This is a genomic window from Streptococcus sp. Marseille-P6264 (assembly GCF_902460355.1).
GTDB lineage: Bacteria > Bacillota > Bacilli > Lactobacillales > Streptococcaceae > Streptococcus.
The window spans coordinates 136772-154859 of the sequence record NZ_CABPTO010000007.1; the positions used below are offsets into that span (position 1 = coordinate 136772).

The 18088-nt window shown below is 38.2% G+C and carries 17 protein-coding genes; 16 read left to right on the forward strand and 1 reads right to left on the reverse strand.

Annotation, left to right across the window (positions count from 1 at the left end; genetic code table 11):
* The first annotated feature begins 43 nt into the window (after positions 1-43).
* The 5 genes from FZ941_RS09570 (at position 44) to FZ941_RS09590 (ending at position 5265) form a co-directional block, all read left to right on the forward strand.
* Positions 44-1222 (forward strand): S1C family serine protease, encoded by a 1179-nt coding sequence (locus FZ941_RS09570; protein ID WP_148887709.1) that lies wholly within the window; start codon positions 44-46, stop codon positions 1220-1222.
* A gap of 62 nt (positions 1223-1284) precedes the next feature.
* Positions 1285-2046, forward strand: a complete 762-nt coding sequence (locus FZ941_RS09575) for a ParB/RepB/Spo0J family partition protein (RefSeq protein WP_148887710.1) — start codon at positions 1285-1287, stop codon at positions 2044-2046.
* Positions 2047-2258: 212 nt separating this feature from the next.
* Positions 2259-3614: a chromosomal replication initiator protein DnaA gene (dnaA, locus tag FZ941_RS09580; protein WP_125390027.1), complete on the forward strand. Its 1356-nt coding sequence runs from the start codon at positions 2259-2261 to the stop codon at positions 3612-3614.
* A gap of 157 nt (positions 3615-3771) precedes the next feature.
* Positions 3772-4908, forward strand: a complete 1137-nt coding sequence (dnaN, locus tag FZ941_RS09585) for a DNA polymerase III subunit beta (protein WP_148887711.1) — start codon at positions 3772-3774, stop codon at positions 4906-4908.
* A gap of 162 nt (positions 4909-5070) precedes the next feature.
* Entirely contained in the window at positions 5071-5265 is a 195-nt protein-coding gene (locus tag FZ941_RS09590) for a DUF951 domain-containing protein (protein ID WP_015604158.1), read from the forward strand.
* Between the two features lie 241 nt (positions 5266-5506).
* On the opposite strand, the gene FZ941_RS09600 is transcribed toward FZ941_RS09590, so the two are convergent.
* Positions 5507-6001, reverse strand: coding sequence for a DUF1307 domain-containing protein (locus FZ941_RS09600; RefSeq protein WP_148887712.1), 495 nt, complete (start codon positions 5999-6001; stop codon positions 5507-5509).
* Between the two features lie 165 nt (positions 6002-6166).
* Between FZ941_RS09600 and ychF the strand changes: the two genes are divergently transcribed.
* The 11 genes from ychF (at position 6167) to FZ941_RS09655 (ending at position 18051) form a co-directional block, all read left to right on the forward strand.
* Complete coding sequence (ychF, locus tag FZ941_RS09605; RefSeq protein WP_005592133.1) at positions 6167-7282, forward strand: redox-regulated ATPase YchF; 1116 nt, start codon at positions 6167-6169, stop codon at positions 7280-7282.
* 72 nt (positions 7283-7354) lie between these two features.
* Entirely contained in the window at positions 7355-7924 is a 570-nt protein-coding gene (gene pth / locus FZ941_RS09610) for an aminoacyl-tRNA hydrolase (protein WP_148887713.1), read from the forward strand.
* Positions 7917-11420: a transcription-repair coupling factor gene (gene mfd, locus FZ941_RS09615; protein ID WP_148887714.1), complete on the forward strand. Its 3504-nt coding sequence runs from the start codon at positions 7917-7919 to the stop codon at positions 11418-11420. The genes pth and mfd overlap by 8 nt, the downstream gene beginning before the upstream one ends.
* Before the next feature lie 88 nt (positions 11421-11508).
* Positions 11509-11775 carry an RNA-binding S4 domain-containing protein gene (locus FZ941_RS09620; RefSeq protein WP_005591371.1) on the forward strand — a complete coding sequence of 89 codons (267 nt, stop codon included), beginning with the start codon at positions 11509-11511 and terminating at the stop codon, positions 11773-11775.
* A complete protein-coding gene (locus FZ941_RS09625) occupies positions 11768-12136 on the forward strand; it encodes a septum formation initiator family protein (protein WP_045499867.1) in 369 nt (122 codons plus the stop codon). The genes FZ941_RS09620 and FZ941_RS09625 overlap by 8 nt, the downstream gene beginning before the upstream one ends.
* A gap of 2 nt (positions 12137-12138) precedes the next feature.
* Positions 12139-12267: an SP_0009 family protein gene (locus FZ941_RS10835; protein ID WP_125372373.1), complete on the forward strand. Its 129-nt coding sequence runs from the start codon at positions 12139-12141 to the stop codon at positions 12265-12267.
* On the forward strand, positions 12260-13543 hold the full coding sequence (locus tag FZ941_RS09635; protein ID WP_148887715.1) for a serine hydrolase: 1284 nt from the start codon (positions 12260-12262) through the stop codon (positions 13541-13543). The genes FZ941_RS10835 and FZ941_RS09635 overlap by 8 nt, the downstream gene beginning before the upstream one ends.
* Complete coding sequence (gene tilS, locus FZ941_RS09640) at positions 13540-14817, forward strand: tRNA lysidine(34) synthetase TilS (protein WP_148887716.1); 1278 nt, start codon at positions 13540-13542, stop codon at positions 14815-14817. Before FZ941_RS09635 ends, tilS begins: the two co-directional genes overlap by 4 nt.
* Positions 14818-14821: 4 nt before the next feature.
* Positions 14822-15364, forward strand: coding sequence for a hypoxanthine phosphoribosyltransferase (gene hpt, locus FZ941_RS09645; RefSeq protein ID WP_148887717.1), 543 nt, complete (start codon positions 14822-14824; stop codon positions 15362-15364).
* Positions 15365-15381: 17 nt separating this feature from the next.
* Positions 15382-17352 (forward strand): ATP-dependent zinc metalloprotease FtsH, encoded by a 1971-nt coding sequence (gene ftsH, locus FZ941_RS09650; protein WP_148887718.1) that lies wholly within the window; start codon positions 15382-15384, stop codon positions 17350-17352.
* 216 nt (positions 17353-17568) lie between these two features.
* Positions 17569-18051, forward strand: a complete 483-nt coding sequence (locus tag FZ941_RS09655; RefSeq protein ID WP_148887719.1) for a sigma-70 family RNA polymerase sigma factor — start codon at positions 17569-17571, stop codon at positions 18049-18051.
* The last annotated feature ends 37 nt before the right edge of the window (positions 18052-18088 follow it).

Genomic DNA, 18088 nt, shown 5'->3' on the forward strand with positions numbered 1-18088 from the left:
ATAGATTTATATAATTTCATCAATTGTAATCAAGGAGGAAAATATGAAAAACGCTTCAAATTTCTTAAAAAAATCTTTGTTGCTTTTTATTGTTTTAGTTGTAGGATTTATTGGCGGAAGCCTCGGAAATTTAGCCACTGCATTTCTTAATAATAAAATGGCTAATATTAGTCCTTCTAGCTCAAAGACCACTGTATCAACGTCTTATAAAAACACAACCGACACCACAAAGGCTGTAAAAAAGGTGCAAAACGCAGTTGTATCAGTGATTACTTATACAGGTTCTAATCAAGAAGGAGTGATCAATAATGAATCAACCAGCGATCCTCAAGTAGCTAGTGAGGGATCTGGCGTTATTTATAAGAAGGAAGGAAAATATGCCTACCTTGTCACCAATACTCACGTGCTAAATGGAGCAAAAAATCCTGATATTCTACTAGCAGATGGTAGTAAGGTTCCTGGTGAGGTTGTTGGTTCAGATGTTTATTCTGATATTTCTGTAGTAAGAATTAGCTCTGAAAAGGTGAAAGATGTAGCTGAATTTGGAGATTCCAACTCCCTGACAGTAGGAGAAACTGCTATTGCCATCGGAAGCCCTCTCGGAACAGAATACGCCAACTCTGTTACACAAGGGATCATCTCTAGTTTAGGCAGAAATGTAACTCTCCAATCTGAAGACGGCCAAAATATTTCCACGACTGCCTTGCAAACAGATGCTGCTATCAACCCTGGTAACTCTGGCGGCCCACTCATCAATATCCAAGGACAAGTTATCGGTATTACGTCCAGCAAAATCTCTCACAATGGTCAAACTGCTGTAGAAGGCATGGGCTTTGCAATTCCATCGAACGATGTTGTCAATATTATCAAGCAATTAGAGAAAACTGGAACAGTAACTCGTCCTGCTCTGGGTATCCAAATGCTCGATTTATCTAATATCGCCACTTCTGACTTAGCAAAATTACGTCTGCCTTCATCTGTAAAATCAGGTATCCTTGTCCGCTCTGTGCAAGAAGGAATGCCTGCTGAAAATAAACTTCAAAAATACGATGTCATCACAAAAGTTGACGATAAGGATGTTGAGTCAACCAGTGATTTACAATCTGCTCTCTACAGACACTCTCTGGGAGATGAGTTGAAAGTGACTTACTTTAGGGATGGTAAAGAAGCTACTACAACCATTAAATTGACCAAATCAACCCAGGACTTAAGTGACAACTAATCCTTTACATAATTGTCAACACACCTTTACACGATCGTAAAGGTGTGTTATGCTATATACAAATGGAAAATTATCAATACATATCACTAAAAGACATTCGAACCAATCCTTATCAGCCTAGAAAGAGTTTTTCTAAAGAAAAAATAAATGAATTGGCAGCTTCTATTAAAGAGAATGGAATTATCCAGCCCATTATTTTGAGAAAATCTTCCTTATTTGGTTACGAAATTTTAGCAGGTGAAAGACGATTCCGAGCTGCTAAGATTGCTGGCTTAGAAAACATTCCTGCCCTTATTAAAGACCTATCTGACGATGACATGATGAAGCAAGCCATCATCGAGAATTTGCAGAGAGAAGATCTCAATCCAATCGAAGAAGCGGAATCCTATCAGCATCTGATTGAGAAAGGATTGACCCATGAAGAAATTGCAAAAATTATGGGAAAATCTCGGCCTTACATCAGTAATCTTGTCCGCTTGTTACAGCTACCAGCTTTTATGATGGACGCTGTCAAAGAGGAAATGATTTCGCAAGGGCACGCTCGTCTCCTCATTCCACTAAAAAAGGAAGAACAAGTCTTTTGGCTGGACAAAATCATTCAAGATAATTTATCCGTTCGTGCTCTTGAACTTTCATTACAAAAGACCAAAAAGTCAAAGACTAAGAAGAACAAAGAAATTTTTGCCCATTCAGAAGAAGAAAAACTGAAAAAAATCCTTGGTCTCAATGTCACTATTCAATTGAAGACTCCTTCAAAAGGAAAGATCATTATTCCTTTTGAAAATGAGGAAGAGTACCAAAGAATTATAAACAGCCTGAAATAGGGCTGTTATTTTCTTTTTTCAAACTAACAGACTTTTCCACCTTTAAAAGCGGCCTAAATTGTTGAAAAATAAGGATTTTACTTGTAATCCACAATCTGTGGATAAGTCTTATGAACATTGTTAATTTTTCTCCACAAGTTGTGGAAAACTTGGTCATTTTATGTTAAAATGAGAGTCGATATAGAGAATAATTTTTTGAAAAGGAGGAGGCAATGACCAAAGAGCAAGAATTTTGGCGAAGAATTTTAGAACTTTCAGCTGCTCAACTAAAACAGACGACCTATGATTTTTTTGTTGCAGAAGCAAAATTGATAGCCATTGAAAATAATCAGGCCACTATCTTTCTTGATAGCCCAGTCAAACAGCTGTTTTGGGAGCAAAACTTGGTAGGCGTTATTCTTACAGCTGGCTTTGAAATTTTTAACGATCAAATCACAGCCAAATACGTCTTTGAAGAAGCAGGACATGACCTTGTTTCCAAATATCAGCTGGAGGAACAGGCTGAAAAAACTCCATTTCGACCAACTTTACCTCCCATTGATACTGGATTAAAAGCTAAATATACCTTTGATAATTTTGTACAAGGGGATGGAAATATCTGGGCCAAAGCAGCAGCCTTGGCTGTGTCTGAAAATCTAGCGACTACTTATAATCCCCTATTTATCTATGGTGGTCCAGGTCTAGGAAAAACCCACTTACTAAATGCTATCGGCAATCAAATTTTAGAAAATATTCCTGATGCGCGTGTAAAATATATTCCAGCGGAAACCTTTATCAATGACTTTCTGGAGCATCTAAGGCTCGGTGACATGGATAATTTCAAAAAAATCTATCGGAGCTTGGATTTGCTCTTGATTGATGATATCCAGTCTCTTGGCGGCAAAAAAGTCTCTACCCAGGAAGAATTCTTCAATACGTTTAACGCCCTGCATGGAGATAACAAGCAGATTGTGCTGACTAGCGACCGCAGTCCAGATCATCTTGATAATTTGGAAGAACGCTTGGTCACGCGCTTCAAATGGGGCCTTACTCAAAATATTACACCACCCGATTTTGAAACGCGGATTGCCATCCTCCGAAACAAAATCGAAAATCTGGACTATATTTTCCCTAATGATACATTGGAGTACCTCGCCGGACAATTTGACTCGAATGTCCGTGACCTAGAAGGGGCCCTCAATGATATTACGCTCATTGCAAGAGTCCGCAATCTCAAGGAAATTACGATTGACATTGCTGCTGAAGCTATTCGAGCTCGCAAGCAGGACTCTAGTCAAGTAACAGTCATTCCGATTGAAAAAATCCAGTCTGAAGTCGGCAATTTCTATGGCGTCAGTGTCAAGGAAATGAAGGGAAGTCGTCGCGTCCAAAATATCGTTTTGGCTCGACAAGTGGCCATGTATCTAGCCCGCGAACTAACAGACAATAGCCTACCAAAAATCGGGCGAGAATTTGGCGGCAAAGACCATACAACAGTCATTCACGCGCATGGAAAAATCAAAAATCGACTTGAAACTGACGATAGCCTGCGACTTGAAATCGAAAATATCAAAAACAAGATAAAATAAGGGTGTGAAAAAGATTGAGCTAATCTGAAGTTTTTTCCACAGGTTGTGAACAAGTCTTAAAACTTGATTTTAGATACTTTGCTCCATTTTTCCACAGCTTCCACAAGAACTACTATTACTATTAACTTAATAATCATAAATAATAAAAGGAGTCCCTATGATTCACTTCTCTATTAATAAAAATTTATTTCTACAAGCTTTGAATACAACTAAAAGAGCTATTAGTACAAAAAACGCTATTCCAATTTTATCAACTGTTAAAATTGATGTGACAAAAGAAGGTATTACCTTGATTGGTTCAAATGGTCAAATTTCCATTGAAAACTTCATTTCAGTGCAAAATGAGAATGCCGGGCTCTTGATTACTTCACCAGGTTCTATCCTCCTCGAAGCAAATTTCTTTATCAATGTCATTTCTAGCTTGCCAGATATCGTACTTGATTTTAAAGAGATTGAACAAAAACAAATCGTCCTCACCAGCGGCAAGTCAGAAATTACGCTAAAAGGAAAAGATGCTGATCAATATCCACGTATCCAAGAAGTCTCTACCAGCAATCCTTTGGTTTTAGAAACAAAAGTCCTCAAAAACATCATCAATGAAACAGCTTTTGCTGCCAGCACGCAAGAAAGTCGTCCTATTTTGACGGGGGTTCATTTTGTCTTGACAGATAACCAATACCTCAAAACAGTTGCGACAGACTCTCACCGGATGAGCCAAAAGAAAATTACTTTGGACAAGAAAGGTGACGACTTTGATGTGGTGATTCCTAGCCGTTCTCTGCGTGAATTTACAGCTGTTTTCACAGACGAAATTGAAACAGTAGAGGTTTTCTTTGCCAATAATCAACTTCTCTTTAGAAGTGAAAATATCAGCTTCTATACACGCCTGTTGGAAGGAAACTATCCTGACACAGATCGCTTGATTCCGACAGAATTTTCAAGCGTTGTGACCTTTAATACCAATAATTTACGTCATGCCATGGAACGGTCGCGTCTTCTGTCTAATGCGACCCAAAATGGAACAGTAAAATTGGAAATTGTGAAGGGCATTGTCAGCGCTCATGTCCATTCACCAGAAGTTGGACGCGTGAATGAAGAAATTGATACAGAAAGTGTGTCAGGAGAAGATTTGACCATCAGCTTTAATCCTACCTATCTGATCGAAGCGCTAAAGGCAGTCGACAGCGAGAAGGTGACCATCAGCTTTATTTCGGCTGTTCGGCCTTTCACCTTGGTTCCAAGTGAAGATGCTGAAAACTTTATCCAGCTGATCACGCCAGTCCGTACCAATTAGAAGATAAGATTTAAGACAAGGTTGACTCGTTCCGCCTTGTCTTATTTTTATAATTTGCATGCCAGCTGATTCTAAACTTGTGGTATAATACAGCTAGGGTTGAGAAAAGCGTCAATCTGTATTTTTTAGAGAATAAAAAATAGATTGTCAAAAGGAGAGAAGATGTACGAACTTGGAACTTTTGTAGAAATGAAAAAGCCCCATGCCTGTACCATTAAGTCAACGGGCAAGAAGGCCAATCGTTGGGAAGTCATCCGCATGGGAGCAGATATCAAGATTCGCTGCAGCAACTGCGAACACGTTGTCATGATGAGCAGATATGATTTTGAAAGAAAAATGAAGAAGGTCATTGAATAGTCCATATTTTAGACTTAGCTTGATTTTGAATGATTTACCTTATCAACAAAGAACGAGATTGGGACAGAAATCGGTAATTCGTTAGAATTTGATTTCGTCGTCCCACCTCCGCACAGTTGAGTAGGGCTGTAGAAGCTGATGAAATCAGCCTAGTAGAGCCCACTCAACCACTGCGTCTTGCTCGACAATCCAAAGACAATTGAGAGGCTGGGACTTTTGTCCCAGCCTCGTTTTTCTGCTTTTATTTAAGTTCTTCAAATTTGCCATCTTTGACTTCTTTATAACCAGAAGCTTCAAGAGATTTTACCGTTTCTTTATAACTGATATAATTAGCTTTTTGGTCTCCATCTGTTTGAATAAGCTGCTTGCTTTTCAGTTCTGAGATATCTGCCTTGCTAAAATCCATCGTCATCTTTTGCGTCAAATGATCGTCTTTATACTCGATTTTATTAGTAAGTCCTTTAGTGTTTTCCAGAGTTTTCATGTAGCCCCCAATTTGCTCTTTGGCTGTATCTTTTGTCAATCCGATAGGCTCATAATAGAAAACATTGCTGGTTTCATTTTTCAGCAAGTCATCTCCCTTATACTCAAGAGTGATCCGGCTGTCTTGCTTGGTCTTTTGGTCAATCAACTGAAAATAGGATTTTTTAGGACTGCTACTGCAGGCAGCTAAAAAAAGTAAAGTAAACATGGTCAAGAAAGAAAGAACAAAAGTTTTAATTGTCATTTTTTTCATGGTTAACTCCTTTTATCAAAATATTAACTATATTATATCATTTTTTGAAGAAATATTTTCTATTTCTATCCCGAAAGCAGGAAATTTTTCATTCAAATCCACTGTTTAGGATAAGGATTTATGGTATAATGGTTTGGATTGAAAAGATGAATGGAGAAGATACGAATGGCTTTAACAGCAGGGATTGTTGGCCTGCCTAATGTGGGCAAGTCAACTTTATTTAATGCAATTACAAAAGCAGGGGCAGAAGCTGCCAACTACCCTTTTGCGACCATTGATCCAAATGTCGGTCGGGTAGAGGTGCCAGATGCTCGTTTGGACAAATTAACAGAATTGATTAAACCTCAAAAGAAGGTTCCAACTACATTTGAGTTTACAGATATTGCAGGTATTGTAAAGGGAGCTTCGAAAGGTGAAGGGCTGGGAAATAAATTCTTGGCCAATATCCGCGAAGTGGATGCTATTGTCCATGTAGTCCGTGCCTTTGATGATGAAAATGTCATGCGGGAACAGGGCCGTGAGTCTGACTTCGTCGACCCTATGGCTGATATTGAGACCATCAACCTGGAGCTCATTTTGGCCGATCTGGAAAGCATCAACAAACGCTATGCGCGTGTTGAGAAGATGGCTCGAACTCAGAAGGACAAGGACTCAGTAGCAGAATTTAATGTTCTACAAAAGATCAAGCCAGTTCTGGAAGACGGTCTGTCAGCTCGAACAGTTGAGTTTACAGAAGAAGAGCAAAAAATCGTCAAAGGTCTCTTTCTCTTAACGACTAAGCCAGTGCTTTATGTGGCCAATGTCAGTGAAGATGAGGTGGCTGATCCAGATAATATTGACTATGTGAAGCAGATTCGTGAATTTGCGGCTACAGAAAATGCTGAAGTTGTTGTCATTTCAGCGCGTGCAGAGGAAGAAATTTCTGAACTAGATGATGAAGACAAGGCAGAATTTCTGGAAGCTATCGGCTTGACAGAGTCAGGTGTAGACAAATTGACACGTGCAGCCTATCATCTATTGGGACTTGGAACCTACTTTACTGCTGGTGAAAAGGAAGTCCGGGCTTGGACCTTCAAGCGTGGTATGAAAGCTCCTCAAGCAGCTGGCATCATTCACTCAGACTTTGAGAAAGGTTTCATCCGTGCAGTGACGATGTCTTATGATGATTTGGTAAAATATGGATCTGAAAAGGCTGTAAAAGAAGCTGGACGTTTGCGTGAAGAAGGAAAAGAATATATCGTTCAAGATGGCGATATTATGGAATTCCGCTTTAATGTGTAAATCAAGTGTAAATTTAAAATACCTAGGTTGGAAAGAAATTTCCAGCCCTTTTGGCTTTTATAAAGGAGTAAAATGACAAAATTAATTGTTGGATTGGGGAATCCAGGAGATAAGTATTTCGAAACAAAACATAATGTTGGTTTTATGTTAGTTGACAAGATGTGTAAAGAATTAAATCTAAAGTTTACAGCAGATAAGATTTTTCAAGCGGAAATTGCTTCAACTTTCTTAAATAGAGAAAAAGTATATTTTGTAAAACCGACTACTTTTATGAATGAAAGTGGAAAAGCAGTCCACGCCTTACTCACTTACTACGGCTTGGATATAGATGACCTACTCGTTATCTATGATGATCTAGATATGGAAGTTGGAAAAATTCGTCTTCGTACCAAGGGTTCGGCTGGCGGGCACAATGGTATTAAGTCCATCATTAAACATATTGGAACACAGGAATTCAAGCGAGTGAAAATTGGCATTGGAAGACCTAAAAATAATATGTCAGTTATTCATCATGTTTTAGGCAAATTTGATGAGGAAGACTATATTAGTATTTTAAATACATTAGAGAAAGTTGACAGTGCTGTAAATTATTATTTACAAACTGGGAATTTTGAGCAAACAATGCAACAATACAATGGATAAGACAATGACACTACTTGATCTATTTGGTCGAAACAAACAAATTATAGACTGGAAGAAACAGTTACAAAAGAAGACTCGGCAGTTAGTGATGGGACTTTCAGCTTCAACAAAAGCTTTGGCGATTGCTAGTAGCTTAGAAGAGCAGGAGAAAATCCTAGTTATCACTTCGAGTCAAAACGAAGCAGAGCGTCTAGCTAGTGATTTGATTTCATTATTGGGAGAAGAAGAGGTTTATACTTTCTTGGCAGATGATACACCTTTGGCTGAGTTTGTTTTTTCATCTCAAGAAAAAATCTTTGCCCGGTTAGAGGCCATGAATTTTTTATCAGACAAAGAGAAAAATGGGATTTTGATCATAAACGTCGCAGCCAGTCGCTTATTATTGCCCCAGCCTGATATTTTTAAAAAATCTGAGCTTATCCTTTCTGTTAGTAAAGAATATAACCTTGACAAGCTAGTAAAGTCTTTGTCAAGGAACGGTTATAAAAAAGTTTCGCAAGTTCTCAGCCAAGGAGAATACAGTCTGAGAGGGGATATTCTGGATATTTTTGAACGCTCGGCTCAATATCCTTATCGGATAGAATTTTTTGGTGATGAGATTGATGGCATAAGGATTTTCAATCCTGAAAATCAGCTTTCTCTTGAAAATGTGGAAGAGATTTTGATAGAGCCTGTCACAGACCTTCTATTTACAGAAGAAGATTATGCAAGAGGACAGAAAAATCTAGAAACAGCTCTTTCTACGGTTATCGATCCGTCTTTGAAATCCTATTTAGAAGAAGTATTGAGTTCTGCTAGAGAGCAATTTCATCATGCAGATATCCGCAAATTTCTTTCTTTATTCTATCAGAAAGAATGGACTATTTTAGACTATTTGCCAAGGCATACTCCTATATTTTTTGATGATTTTCAAAAGATAATGGACAAGCATGCCCAGTTTGAATTAGAAGTTGCCAATATCTTGACAGATGATTTACAAAATAGTAAAGCACTGTCAAATCAACAATACTTTGCAAATAATTATCAGGACTATCGTAAATATAAACCTGCTACATTTTTTTCTAATTTCCATAAAGGCTTAGGAAATCTAAAATTTGATGCACTTTATCAATTCAATCAATATCCAATGCAGGAATTTTTTAGCCAGTTTCCTCTCTTAAAAGAAGAAATCAATCGCTTTAGGAAATCGGATTATACGGTCGTCTTGCAGGCAAATTCAGCCTCGAGTTTACAAAATTTACACAAAAATTTACAGGATTATGAGATTCATTTAGATTACATCAAGGAAAAAGACATCCATGAAAAAGCTGTCCAGCTCATAGAAGGAAATCTAGTTCAAGGATTTAATTTCGTTGATGAAAAAATCGTTTTGATTACTGAACATGAGATGATTCAGAAAAAAATCAAACGTAGGATTCGTCGTCAAAATATTTCTAATGCTGAAAGGTTGAAAGACTATAATGAGCTGGAAAAAGGCGACTATGTGGTTCATAATATCCATGGTATTGGTCGCTATTTAGGAATTGAAACGATTGAAGTTTCAGGAATTCATCGAGATTATTTGACGATTCAGTATCAAAATGCAGACCGTATCTCCATTCCGGTGGATCAAATCAACCTTCTGTCTAAATATGTAGCTAGCGATGGGAAAGCACCTAAAATTAACAAGTTAAATGATGGGCGTTTCCAAAAAACGAAGCAAAAAGTACAACACCAGGTTGAAGACATTGCCGATGACCTTATTAAATTATATGCAGAGCGTAGTCAATTAAAAGGTTTCCAATTTTCTAGTGATGACCAACATCAAGTAGAGTTTGACAATGCCTTTCCGTATGTGGAAACAGATGACCAACTCAGAAGTATCCAGGAAATCAAGAAAGATATGGAGAGTGACCGTCCTATGGACCGACTCTTGGTTGGAGATGTTGGTTTTGGGAAGACCGAGGTGGCTATGCGGGCTGCTTTTAAGGCTGTCAACAATCATAAACAGGTTGCTATCTTGGTTCCGACCACTGTTTTAGCTCAGCAACACTACACAAACTTTAAAGAACGTTTCAACGATTTTGCCGTGAATGTCGATGTTCTCAGTCGTTTTAGAAGTAAAGGGGAGCAAAAAGAGACTCTGGAAAAATTGGAAAAAGGGCAGATTGATATTATTATCGGTACCCATCGTCTTCTATCAGCAGATGTGACATTTTCCGATTTGGGACTACTGGTGATAGATGAAGAGCAACGCTTCGGTGTCAAGCATAAGGAAAAGTTAAAGGAACTAAAAAAGAAGGTTGATGTTCTGACCTTGACGGCCACCCCTATTCCACGAACCCTTCATATGTCAATGCTGGGAATTCGAGATTTATCGGTCATTGAAACACCACCGACAAATCGTTATCCAGTCCAAACTTATGTTTTAGAGAATAATAGGACGGTTATTCGGGATGCGGTCTTACGTGAAATAGACCGAGGCGGACAGGTTTACTACCTTTACAACAAAGTTGACACCATTGAGCAAAAAGTTTCTGAATTAAAAGAGTTGATTCCAGAGGCTTCAATTGGTTACGTGCATGGACAGATGACTGAGGTTCGTTTAGAAAATACCTTATTAGACTTTGTTAATGGCGAATACGATATTTTAGTTACAACAACGATTATTGAAACAGGTGTCGATATTCCAAATGCAAATACTCTCTTTATCGAAAATGCTGACCACATGGGGCTGTCAACCTTGTATCAACTTCGTGGTCGGGTTGGCCGCAGCAATCGAATTGCCTATGCCTATCTTATGTATCGTCCAGATAAGACTCTAACTGAAGTTTCAGAAAAAAGACTAGAAGCTATTAAAGGATTTACCGAGTTGGGATCTGGATTTAAGATTGCCATGAGGGATTTGTCTATCCGAGGAGCGGGAAACATTTTAGGAAGTTCACAGTCTGGTTTCATTGATTCTGTAGGATTTGAAATGTATTCTCAACTTTTGGAAGAAGCTATTGCTAAGAAGCAAGGTAAGGAAACCAAGCGTCAAAAAAGCAATGCTGAAATCAATCTTCAGATTGATGCCTATCTTCCGAGTGATTATATTTCTGATGAACGTCAGAAAATCGAAGTTTACAAGAGAATTCGTGAAATTGACAACCGTGTAAACTATGAACATCTGCAAGATGAATTGATTGATCGCTTTGGAGAATATCCGGATGTAGTGGCTTACCTACTAGAGATTGGTTTAGTCAAATCCTATCTTGATCAAGCCTTTGTGGCACTTGTTGAGCGGAAGCAAGAATCTGTCATCATTCGTTTTGAAAAAATGTCTCAGCAAATCTATCTGACCCAAGATTATTTTGAAGCTTTGTCAGCGACAAATCTAAAGGCTCGAATTGGAGAGCAGAAAGGCTTGATTGAAGTCGTTTTTGATGTTCGGAAGAAAAAAGATTTCGAGATTTTGGAAAACTTGCTGAACTTTGGTGAAAAACTGGTAGAAATCAAGAATCGAAAAGCTGAATAAACATTACAATTCGGTAAAATTTCAGCTTTTTGGCTTTGTTTCTTTCAAAAGAATGATAGAATATTAAGAGAAAATCGAGGAAAAGACTATGAGATTAGACAAATATTTAAAGGTATCACGCATTATCAAGCGGCGTCCAGTAGCTAAAGAGGTAGCAGATAAAGGTCGTATCAAGGTAAATGGAATCCTGGCAAAAAGTTCGACAGATTTGAAAATCAATGATCAAATTGAAGTTCGTTTTGGCAATAAGCTGTTAACAGTGCGGGTGCTAGAAATGAAAGACAGCACTAAAAAAGAAGATGCTGCTAAAATGTATGAAATTATCAGTGAGACAAGGATTGAAGAAAATGTCTAGAAATATTGTTCAAATAAATAATCGCTTTATCCAAGATGAAAATCAGCGTCGTAGATACCTCGATGAGGAGCGTCGGAAACGAAATCGTTTTATGGGATGGGTTCTAATTTTAGTCATGCTACTTTTTATTCTTCCAGCCTATAATTTATATCAAAGTTACGAAACTTTACTTAATCGCCGTGCTCAATATGCACAACTACAAAAAAAATATGAAAAATTAGGTGAAGAAAAGAGTTATCAGTCTGATATTGCAACCAAGTTGAAAGATGACAGCTATGCTGCTAAATATGCTCGTGCTAAGTATTCTTTTTCAAAAGAAGGAGAATACATTTACACAACACCAGATTTATTACCACAATAATCATGGAAAATTTACTTCAAAATATAGAGAAATTTTTATCTTTTTCGGATGAAAAACTAGCAGAATTATCCGAAAAGAATCAAGCTTTAAAACTTCAAGAAACGAAAAAGGAAAGGGGAGGTCATGCGTAAGTTACTTTTGCTGATATTTTTACTGCCAGCCTTATGGAGCAGTCAAACAGCAATCAGTACTGAAAAGGAACTTGTTTTAGACGAAGAAGAAAAGTATCAGCTTACAGGTACAGCTTATGGCCGTTATCATACGAGTATCCCTACAAATCCTAATGTTTATGAAGAAACGCCTACTTTTACAGATGCTACTTTGACTAAGGTAGCTGGGAAACTTTTGCCAGATCAGCCACTAGAGCTGACAGAGTTGCACGTGAATGCAGCTGGGATTCCTATCTTTAAATTAAAGAATGGCCAGTTTGTAATTGCAGATAAGAATAGCATTTATGAGGATACGGTTCAGTCTATCACAGATGTTAAACAGGAAAGATGGCTGGCCCCTAACTATGTGCTCTATGATACTATCCCGATCAATTCTTCTAAAAAGCTTGCAGCTAAACTACCTGCTTATAGCAAAGTAAAGGTGGTACAAATTGCTCAAACAGCTAAGGGAGAATATGCTAAAATTGAAGGTCAAGGTTGGGTTTCTGTTGATTTTCTTTCCCAAGAAGATAATCGAATGGAAAAGGTTCAGGAGCTTTTAAATTCTAAGTACAAAAAAGCTGACTTTTCTATTTATGTAAAACAGCTAGATACGGGCAAAGAAGCAGGTATCAATCCAGATCAACAAATGTACTCAGCTAGTGTGACGAAAATTCCTTATCTTTACTATGCCCAGGAGCAACTAAATAATCATAGCCTTTCCTTGGATAAAAAGTTAAAATATACAGCGGCTGTCAATGATTTTGCAGGTGCCTATGACCCTGAGGGAAGCGGTAGTATTTCCAAATCAGCAAATGATAAGGAATATTCTGTGCAGGACTTAATCAATGGTGTAGCAAAAGAGTCGGATAATGTGGCCCACAATATCCTCGCCTATTATACAAGCAATCAATCTGATAGCCAATTTCAAAATACTATTGAAAAAATTGCGGGTAAAAGGTGGGATGTGGAAAGCAGACAAGCTTCAGCTCGAATGGCAGGAAATGTTATGGAAGCCATTTATAAGCAAAATGGCATGATTATCGATGCTTTATCTCAGACAAATTATGATAATCAGCGAATTTCTAAAAACATCAATGTAAAAGTTGCTCATAAAATTGGTGATGCTTACGACTTCAAGCATGATGTCGCTATTGTGTATGCGGATTCGCCATTTATCATTGCTATTCTTACGAATAATTCGGATTACGATACAATTTCTAAAATTGCGGATGATGTGTACGGAGTTCTGAAATGATCGATCAGAAGTTTCGCAAACAAATGCAGGAAAAGCGGTATTTTCAAAATCATCGAAAAGTGCTGGTAGCAGTTTCTGGTGGCTTGGATTCGATGACCTTGTTCCATCTTTTGTACCAGAACAGGGAAGAACTAGAGATTGAGCTGGGCATAGCGCATGTCAACCACAAGCAACGACCAGAGTCAAATATGGAAGAAAAAGAGCTGTCAAATTTTGCCCAGCAACTTGGTGTGAAATTTTTCAGCTCAAATTTTTCAGGTGATTTTTCCGAGGAAAAAGCTCGGCGATTTCGCTATCGTTTTTTTGAAGAAATCATGTTGACAGAAGGCTACACGGCCTTGGTAACGGCTCATCATGCTGATGATCAGGCCGAGACGGTGTTTATGAGACTATTACGAGGAGCAAGGCTGCGCCACTTGTCTGGAATGACCGAGGTTCAATCCTTTGCAAACGGGGAATTAATCCGACCTTTGCTTCATTTTCATAAGCAAGATTTCCCTGATATTTTGCATTTTGAAGATAAGAGCAATCTTCAAAATGACTATCTCAGAAATCGTATTCGTAATCTTTATCTTCCAAGTCTTGAAAAGGAAAATCCACGCTTTAAGGATTCTCTGATTTCTTTAGGGAAAGAAGTTGAGAACTTACAGACAGCCCTGTCTAATATGACGCAAGATTTGGACATTACAAAACTTGAAGTGTTTGAGCAACAAATTCCAGAAGTTCAAAATTTCCTTCTGCAGGAGTATTTGAAGAAATTTCCTTCTTTAAATTTAAATAAAAAGCAATTTGTAGAAATCTTAGGCATCTTACGAACCAAGGCTAATTACATCCACCCTTTAAAGGATGAATATGAGTTGGTGAAAGATTATAAGCATTTTGAAATCAGAAAAATCAGTCGTAGGTCTGATTTGAAAGTGGAGTCAATTCTGTTAAAATGTGGTAATCTACTTCAATTTGGAGAGTATCAATTCTCATTTGGCTCTCCTTTGGAGGGTGAAAATGTTCAAGCGATTGCAGTTTCACGTGAAACACCAATTCTTTTACGTCACAGAAAAACAGGTGATTTTCTTCGTCTGAAGGGTCATCACAAAAAACTTCGTCGGCTATTCATTGATCAAAAAATTCCATTTGAAGAACGCGAAAAAGCGATTATTGTAGAGCAAAATCAGCAGATTTTAGCAATTGTAAATATCGCTATCAGTGATTTGAGTAAGGAATTAAAAAGTGATATAATGAGTACTGTACTTTATATTCAGAAATTAGATAGGTAAAATTATGCTAGAACAAGATATTAAAAAGATATTGGTTTCTCACGAGGAAATCGTAGTAGCGGCAAAAAAATTGGGCCAACAGCTGACAGTGGATTATCAAGGTAAAAAGCCTATTTTTGTAGGAATTTTGAAAGGTTCAGTCCCTTTTATGGCCGAACTAATCAAGCATGTGGATACAGATATCGAATTGGACTTCATGCTGGTCTCTAGCTATCATGGTGGTACAACTAGCAGTGGCGTGATTAATATCGTTAAGGATATTGATCAGGATATTGCTGGCCGTGATATTCTGTTTGTTGAAGATATTATCGATACTGGCCAAACTTTGAAGAATTTGTGTAATTTGTTCAAAGAAAGAAATGCAGCATCTGTAAAAATTGCTACGTTGTTGGATAAGCCTGAAGGACGCATTGTTGATATTGAGGCAGACTATACTTGCTTTACAATTCCAAACGAATTTGTGGTAGGTTATGGACTGGATTATGATGAGTACTACCGTAATCTTCCTTATGTAGGTGTCTTGAAAGAAGAAGTTTATACAAAATAAAGGTTTACTAGATATAAATGAAAAATAAACAAAATAATGGTTTTATAAAAAATCCTTTTCTCTATATCCTAATTATTGTAGTCCTTGTTACAGGTTTTCAGTATTTCTTTACGGGAAATGCGACAGGTCGTAGCCAGCAAATCAACTACAGTCAATTAGTGAAAGAAATCCAAAATAATAATGTTACAGAGATGAGCTACCAGCCAAATGGTAGTATTATCGAGGTATCGGGTACTTACAAAAAACCTAAAGAATCAAAAGATACGACAGGAATTCTGTTTTTCAGTCCAGAAATCTCAAAAGTTAGCAGATTTACTAGTGTTGTTTTGCCATCAGATACAACAGTTTCTGATTTGCAAAAGCTGGCTGCTGAGCATGAGACAGAAGTAACTATTAAACGCGAAAGCTCCAGTGGAATGTGGATTAATCTTTTGATTTCCTTGGTTCCATTTATCATCATTGCTTTCATCTTTATGTCTATGATGAATCAAGGCGGCGGTGGCGGTGCCCGTGGTGCTATGAATTTTGGACGCAACAAAGCTCGTGCTGCCAATAAAGAAGATATCAAAGTACGTTTCTCTGACGTTGCTGGTGCAGAAGAGGAAAAACAAGAACTTGTTGAAGTTGTTGAGTTTCTAAAAGATCCAAAACGTTATACTAAGCTGGGTGCTCGAATTCCGGCAGGTGTTCTTTTGGAAGGCCCTCCAGGAACTGGTAAGACCTTGCTTGCTAAGGCGGTTGCTGGTGAAGCAGGAGTTCCTTTCTTTAGTATTTCAGGTTCTGACTTTGTTGAAATGTTCGTTGGTGTCGGAGCAAGCCGTGTTCGTTCTTTATTTGAAGATGCGAAAAAAGCAGCGCCTGCAATTATCTTCATCGATGAAATTGATGCCGTCGGTCGTCAGCGTGGTGTTGGCCTCGGCGGCGGTAATGATGAACGGGAACAAACCCTTAATCAGCTCTTGATTGAAATGGATGGTTTTGAGGGCAATGAAGGAATTATCGTAATTGCTGCGACAAACCGTTCAGATGTTCTTGATCCAGCTCTTCTACGTCCAGGTCGTTTTGACAGAAAAGTCTTGGTCGGTCGCCCTGATGTCAAAGGTCGGGAAGCTATTCTTCGCGTTCATGCTAAGAATAAACCGCTGGCTAAAAACGTTGATTTGAAATTAGTTGCCCAACAGACACCTGGCTTTGTTGGTGCTGATTTGGAAAACGTCTTGAATGAAGCTGCTTTGGTTGCTGCCCGTCGCAACAAATCAATCATCGATGCTTCAGATATTGATGAGGCAGAGGACAGAGTGATTGCTGGACCATCTAAGAAAGATAAAACAGTATCACAAAGAGAACGCGAATTGGTTGCCTATCACGAGGCTGGACATACCATTGTTGGTTTAGTCTTGTCAAATGCTCGTGTTGTGCATAAAGTAACCATCGTACCACGTGGACGTGCAGGCGGATACATGATTGCCCTTCCTAAAGAAGACCAAATGCTTCTTTCTAAAGAAGATATGAAAGAGCAATTAGCAGGTTTGATGGGTGGTCGTGTAGCTGAAGAGATTATCTTTAATGTCCAAACTACAGGAGCTTCCAATGACTTTGAACAAGCTACACAGATGGCGCGTGCAATGGTCACTGAGTACGGTATGAGTGAAAAACTAGGCCCAGTCCAATACGAAGGTAACCATGCTATGTTTGGTGCACAAAGTTCTCAAAAATCAATTTCAGAACAAACAGCCTATGAGATTGATGAGGAAGTACGTTCATTATTAAATGAAGCACGAAACAAAGCAGCTGAGATCATTCAAGCAAATCGTGAAACTCACAAATTGATTGCTGAAGCGCTCCTTAAATATGAAACACTTGATAGCACTCAAATTAAATCTCTCTATGAAACGGGCCAGATGCCGGAAGAGTCTGAAAAAGACTTAGAACGAGAGGCACATGCCCTTTCTTATGATGAAATTAAGTCCAAAATGGAAGAAAAATAAGAGATGCTTTTCTAATTGAATAGCTTGATTACTAATTGTGTAATCAAGCTATTTTTTTTATTCTTTAAAGCATAACATGTCATAAAATGTCCCTGAGATGTCGAAAAATTTTGCGTTAGGAACCAGTTGGGGCATAAAATAGACAGGATGGAGGAATGATGCCTGAAGGAGAAGATTTTCTTGTAGAATCATATTATCAAAGGAAAAGGAGATAAGATGAAGTTCAAGGAACGCTATGAGAAAGTGCAGTGGATCGTCCGGCGCTGTGCACGGGATTATTATGTACATTTATGGGAGAGTAGTGACTGGGAACAAGAAGGCATGTTGATCTATCACCAGCTAGAAGAAAGTCATCCAGATATCAGTCAAGACGAAAGTCGCCTCTATCGCTACTTCAAAACAAAATTTAGGAATCATATTCATGACATTCTTCGCAAGCAAGAGAGCCAAAAACGCCGCTTCGATCGTCAGTCTTATGAAGAAGTTGGAACCATTAGTCATAGACTGAGTAAGCGCGAACTAGCATTAGATGATTTAGTTGCTCTTCGAAGTTCGTTAGCAGCCTACACTTCCAAGTTAGACAAAGAACAACTGGAGTTATACTACCGCTTACTAGGCGACGAACGTTTTAAGGGACGTAAAAGACTGTTGCGCGACTTGGAGGCATACTTATCAGATTTTTCTGAGATAATTATCTAAGAACAGAGTAAAAGGGAGAGTTAATCTTTCCCTTTTA

What these genes read in the sequence shown, in the direction of transcription:
- FZ941_RS09600 (WP_148887712.1), bottom strand. Translation starts at nt 6,001, where the DNA reads ATGAAAAAAATGACAATTAAAACTTTTGTTCTTTCTTTCTTGACCATG.
- FZ941_RS09635 (WP_148887715.1), top strand. Translation starts at nt 12,260, where the DNA reads ATGCGTAAGTTACTTTTGCTGATATTTTTACTGCCAGCCTTATGGAGC.
- FZ941_RS10835 (WP_125372373.1), top strand. Translation starts at nt 12,139, where the DNA reads ATGGAAAATTTACTTCAAAATATAGAGAAATTTTTATCTTTTTCGGAT.
- FZ941_RS09625 (WP_045499867.1), top strand. Translation starts at nt 11,768, where the DNA reads ATGTCTAGAAATATTGTTCAAATAAATAATCGCTTTATCCAAGATGAA.
- FZ941_RS09590 (WP_015604158.1), top strand. Translation starts at nt 5,071, where the DNA reads ATGTACGAACTTGGAACTTTTGTAGAAATGAAAAAGCCCCATGCCTGT.
- FZ941_RS09570 (WP_148887709.1), top strand. Translation starts at nt 44, where the DNA reads ATGAAAAACGCTTCAAATTTCTTAAAAAAATCTTTGTTGCTTTTTATT.
- dnaN (WP_148887711.1), top strand. Translation starts at nt 3,772, where the DNA reads ATGATTCACTTCTCTATTAATAAAAATTTATTTCTACAAGCTTTGAAT.
- FZ941_RS09620 (WP_005591371.1), top strand. Translation starts at nt 11,509, where the DNA reads ATGAGATTAGACAAATATTTAAAGGTATCACGCATTATCAAGCGGCGT.
- mfd (WP_148887714.1), top strand. Translation starts at nt 7,917, where the DNA reads ATGGATAAGACAATGACACTACTTGATCTATTTGGTCGAAACAAACAA.
- dnaA (WP_125390027.1), top strand. Translation starts at nt 2,259, where the DNA reads ATGACCAAAGAGCAAGAATTTTGGCGAAGAATTTTAGAACTTTCAGCT.
- tilS (WP_148887716.1), top strand. Translation starts at nt 13,540, where the DNA reads ATGATCGATCAGAAGTTTCGCAAACAAATGCAGGAAAAGCGGTATTTT.
- hpt (WP_148887717.1), top strand. Translation starts at nt 14,822, where the DNA reads ATGCTAGAACAAGATATTAAAAAGATATTGGTTTCTCACGAGGAAATC.
- pth (WP_148887713.1), top strand. Translation starts at nt 7,355, where the DNA reads ATGACAAAATTAATTGTTGGATTGGGGAATCCAGGAGATAAGTATTTC.
- ychF (WP_005592133.1), top strand. Translation starts at nt 6,167, where the DNA reads ATGGCTTTAACAGCAGGGATTGTTGGCCTGCCTAATGTGGGCAAGTCA.
- FZ941_RS09575 (WP_148887710.1), top strand. Translation starts at nt 1,285, where the DNA reads ATGGAAAATTATCAATACATATCACTAAAAGACATTCGAACCAATCCT.
- FZ941_RS09655 (WP_148887719.1), top strand. Translation starts at nt 17,569, where the DNA reads ATGAAGTTCAAGGAACGCTATGAGAAAGTGCAGTGGATCGTCCGGCGC.
- ftsH (WP_148887718.1), top strand. Translation starts at nt 15,382, where the DNA reads ATGAAAAATAAACAAAATAATGGTTTTATAAAAAATCCTTTTCTCTAT.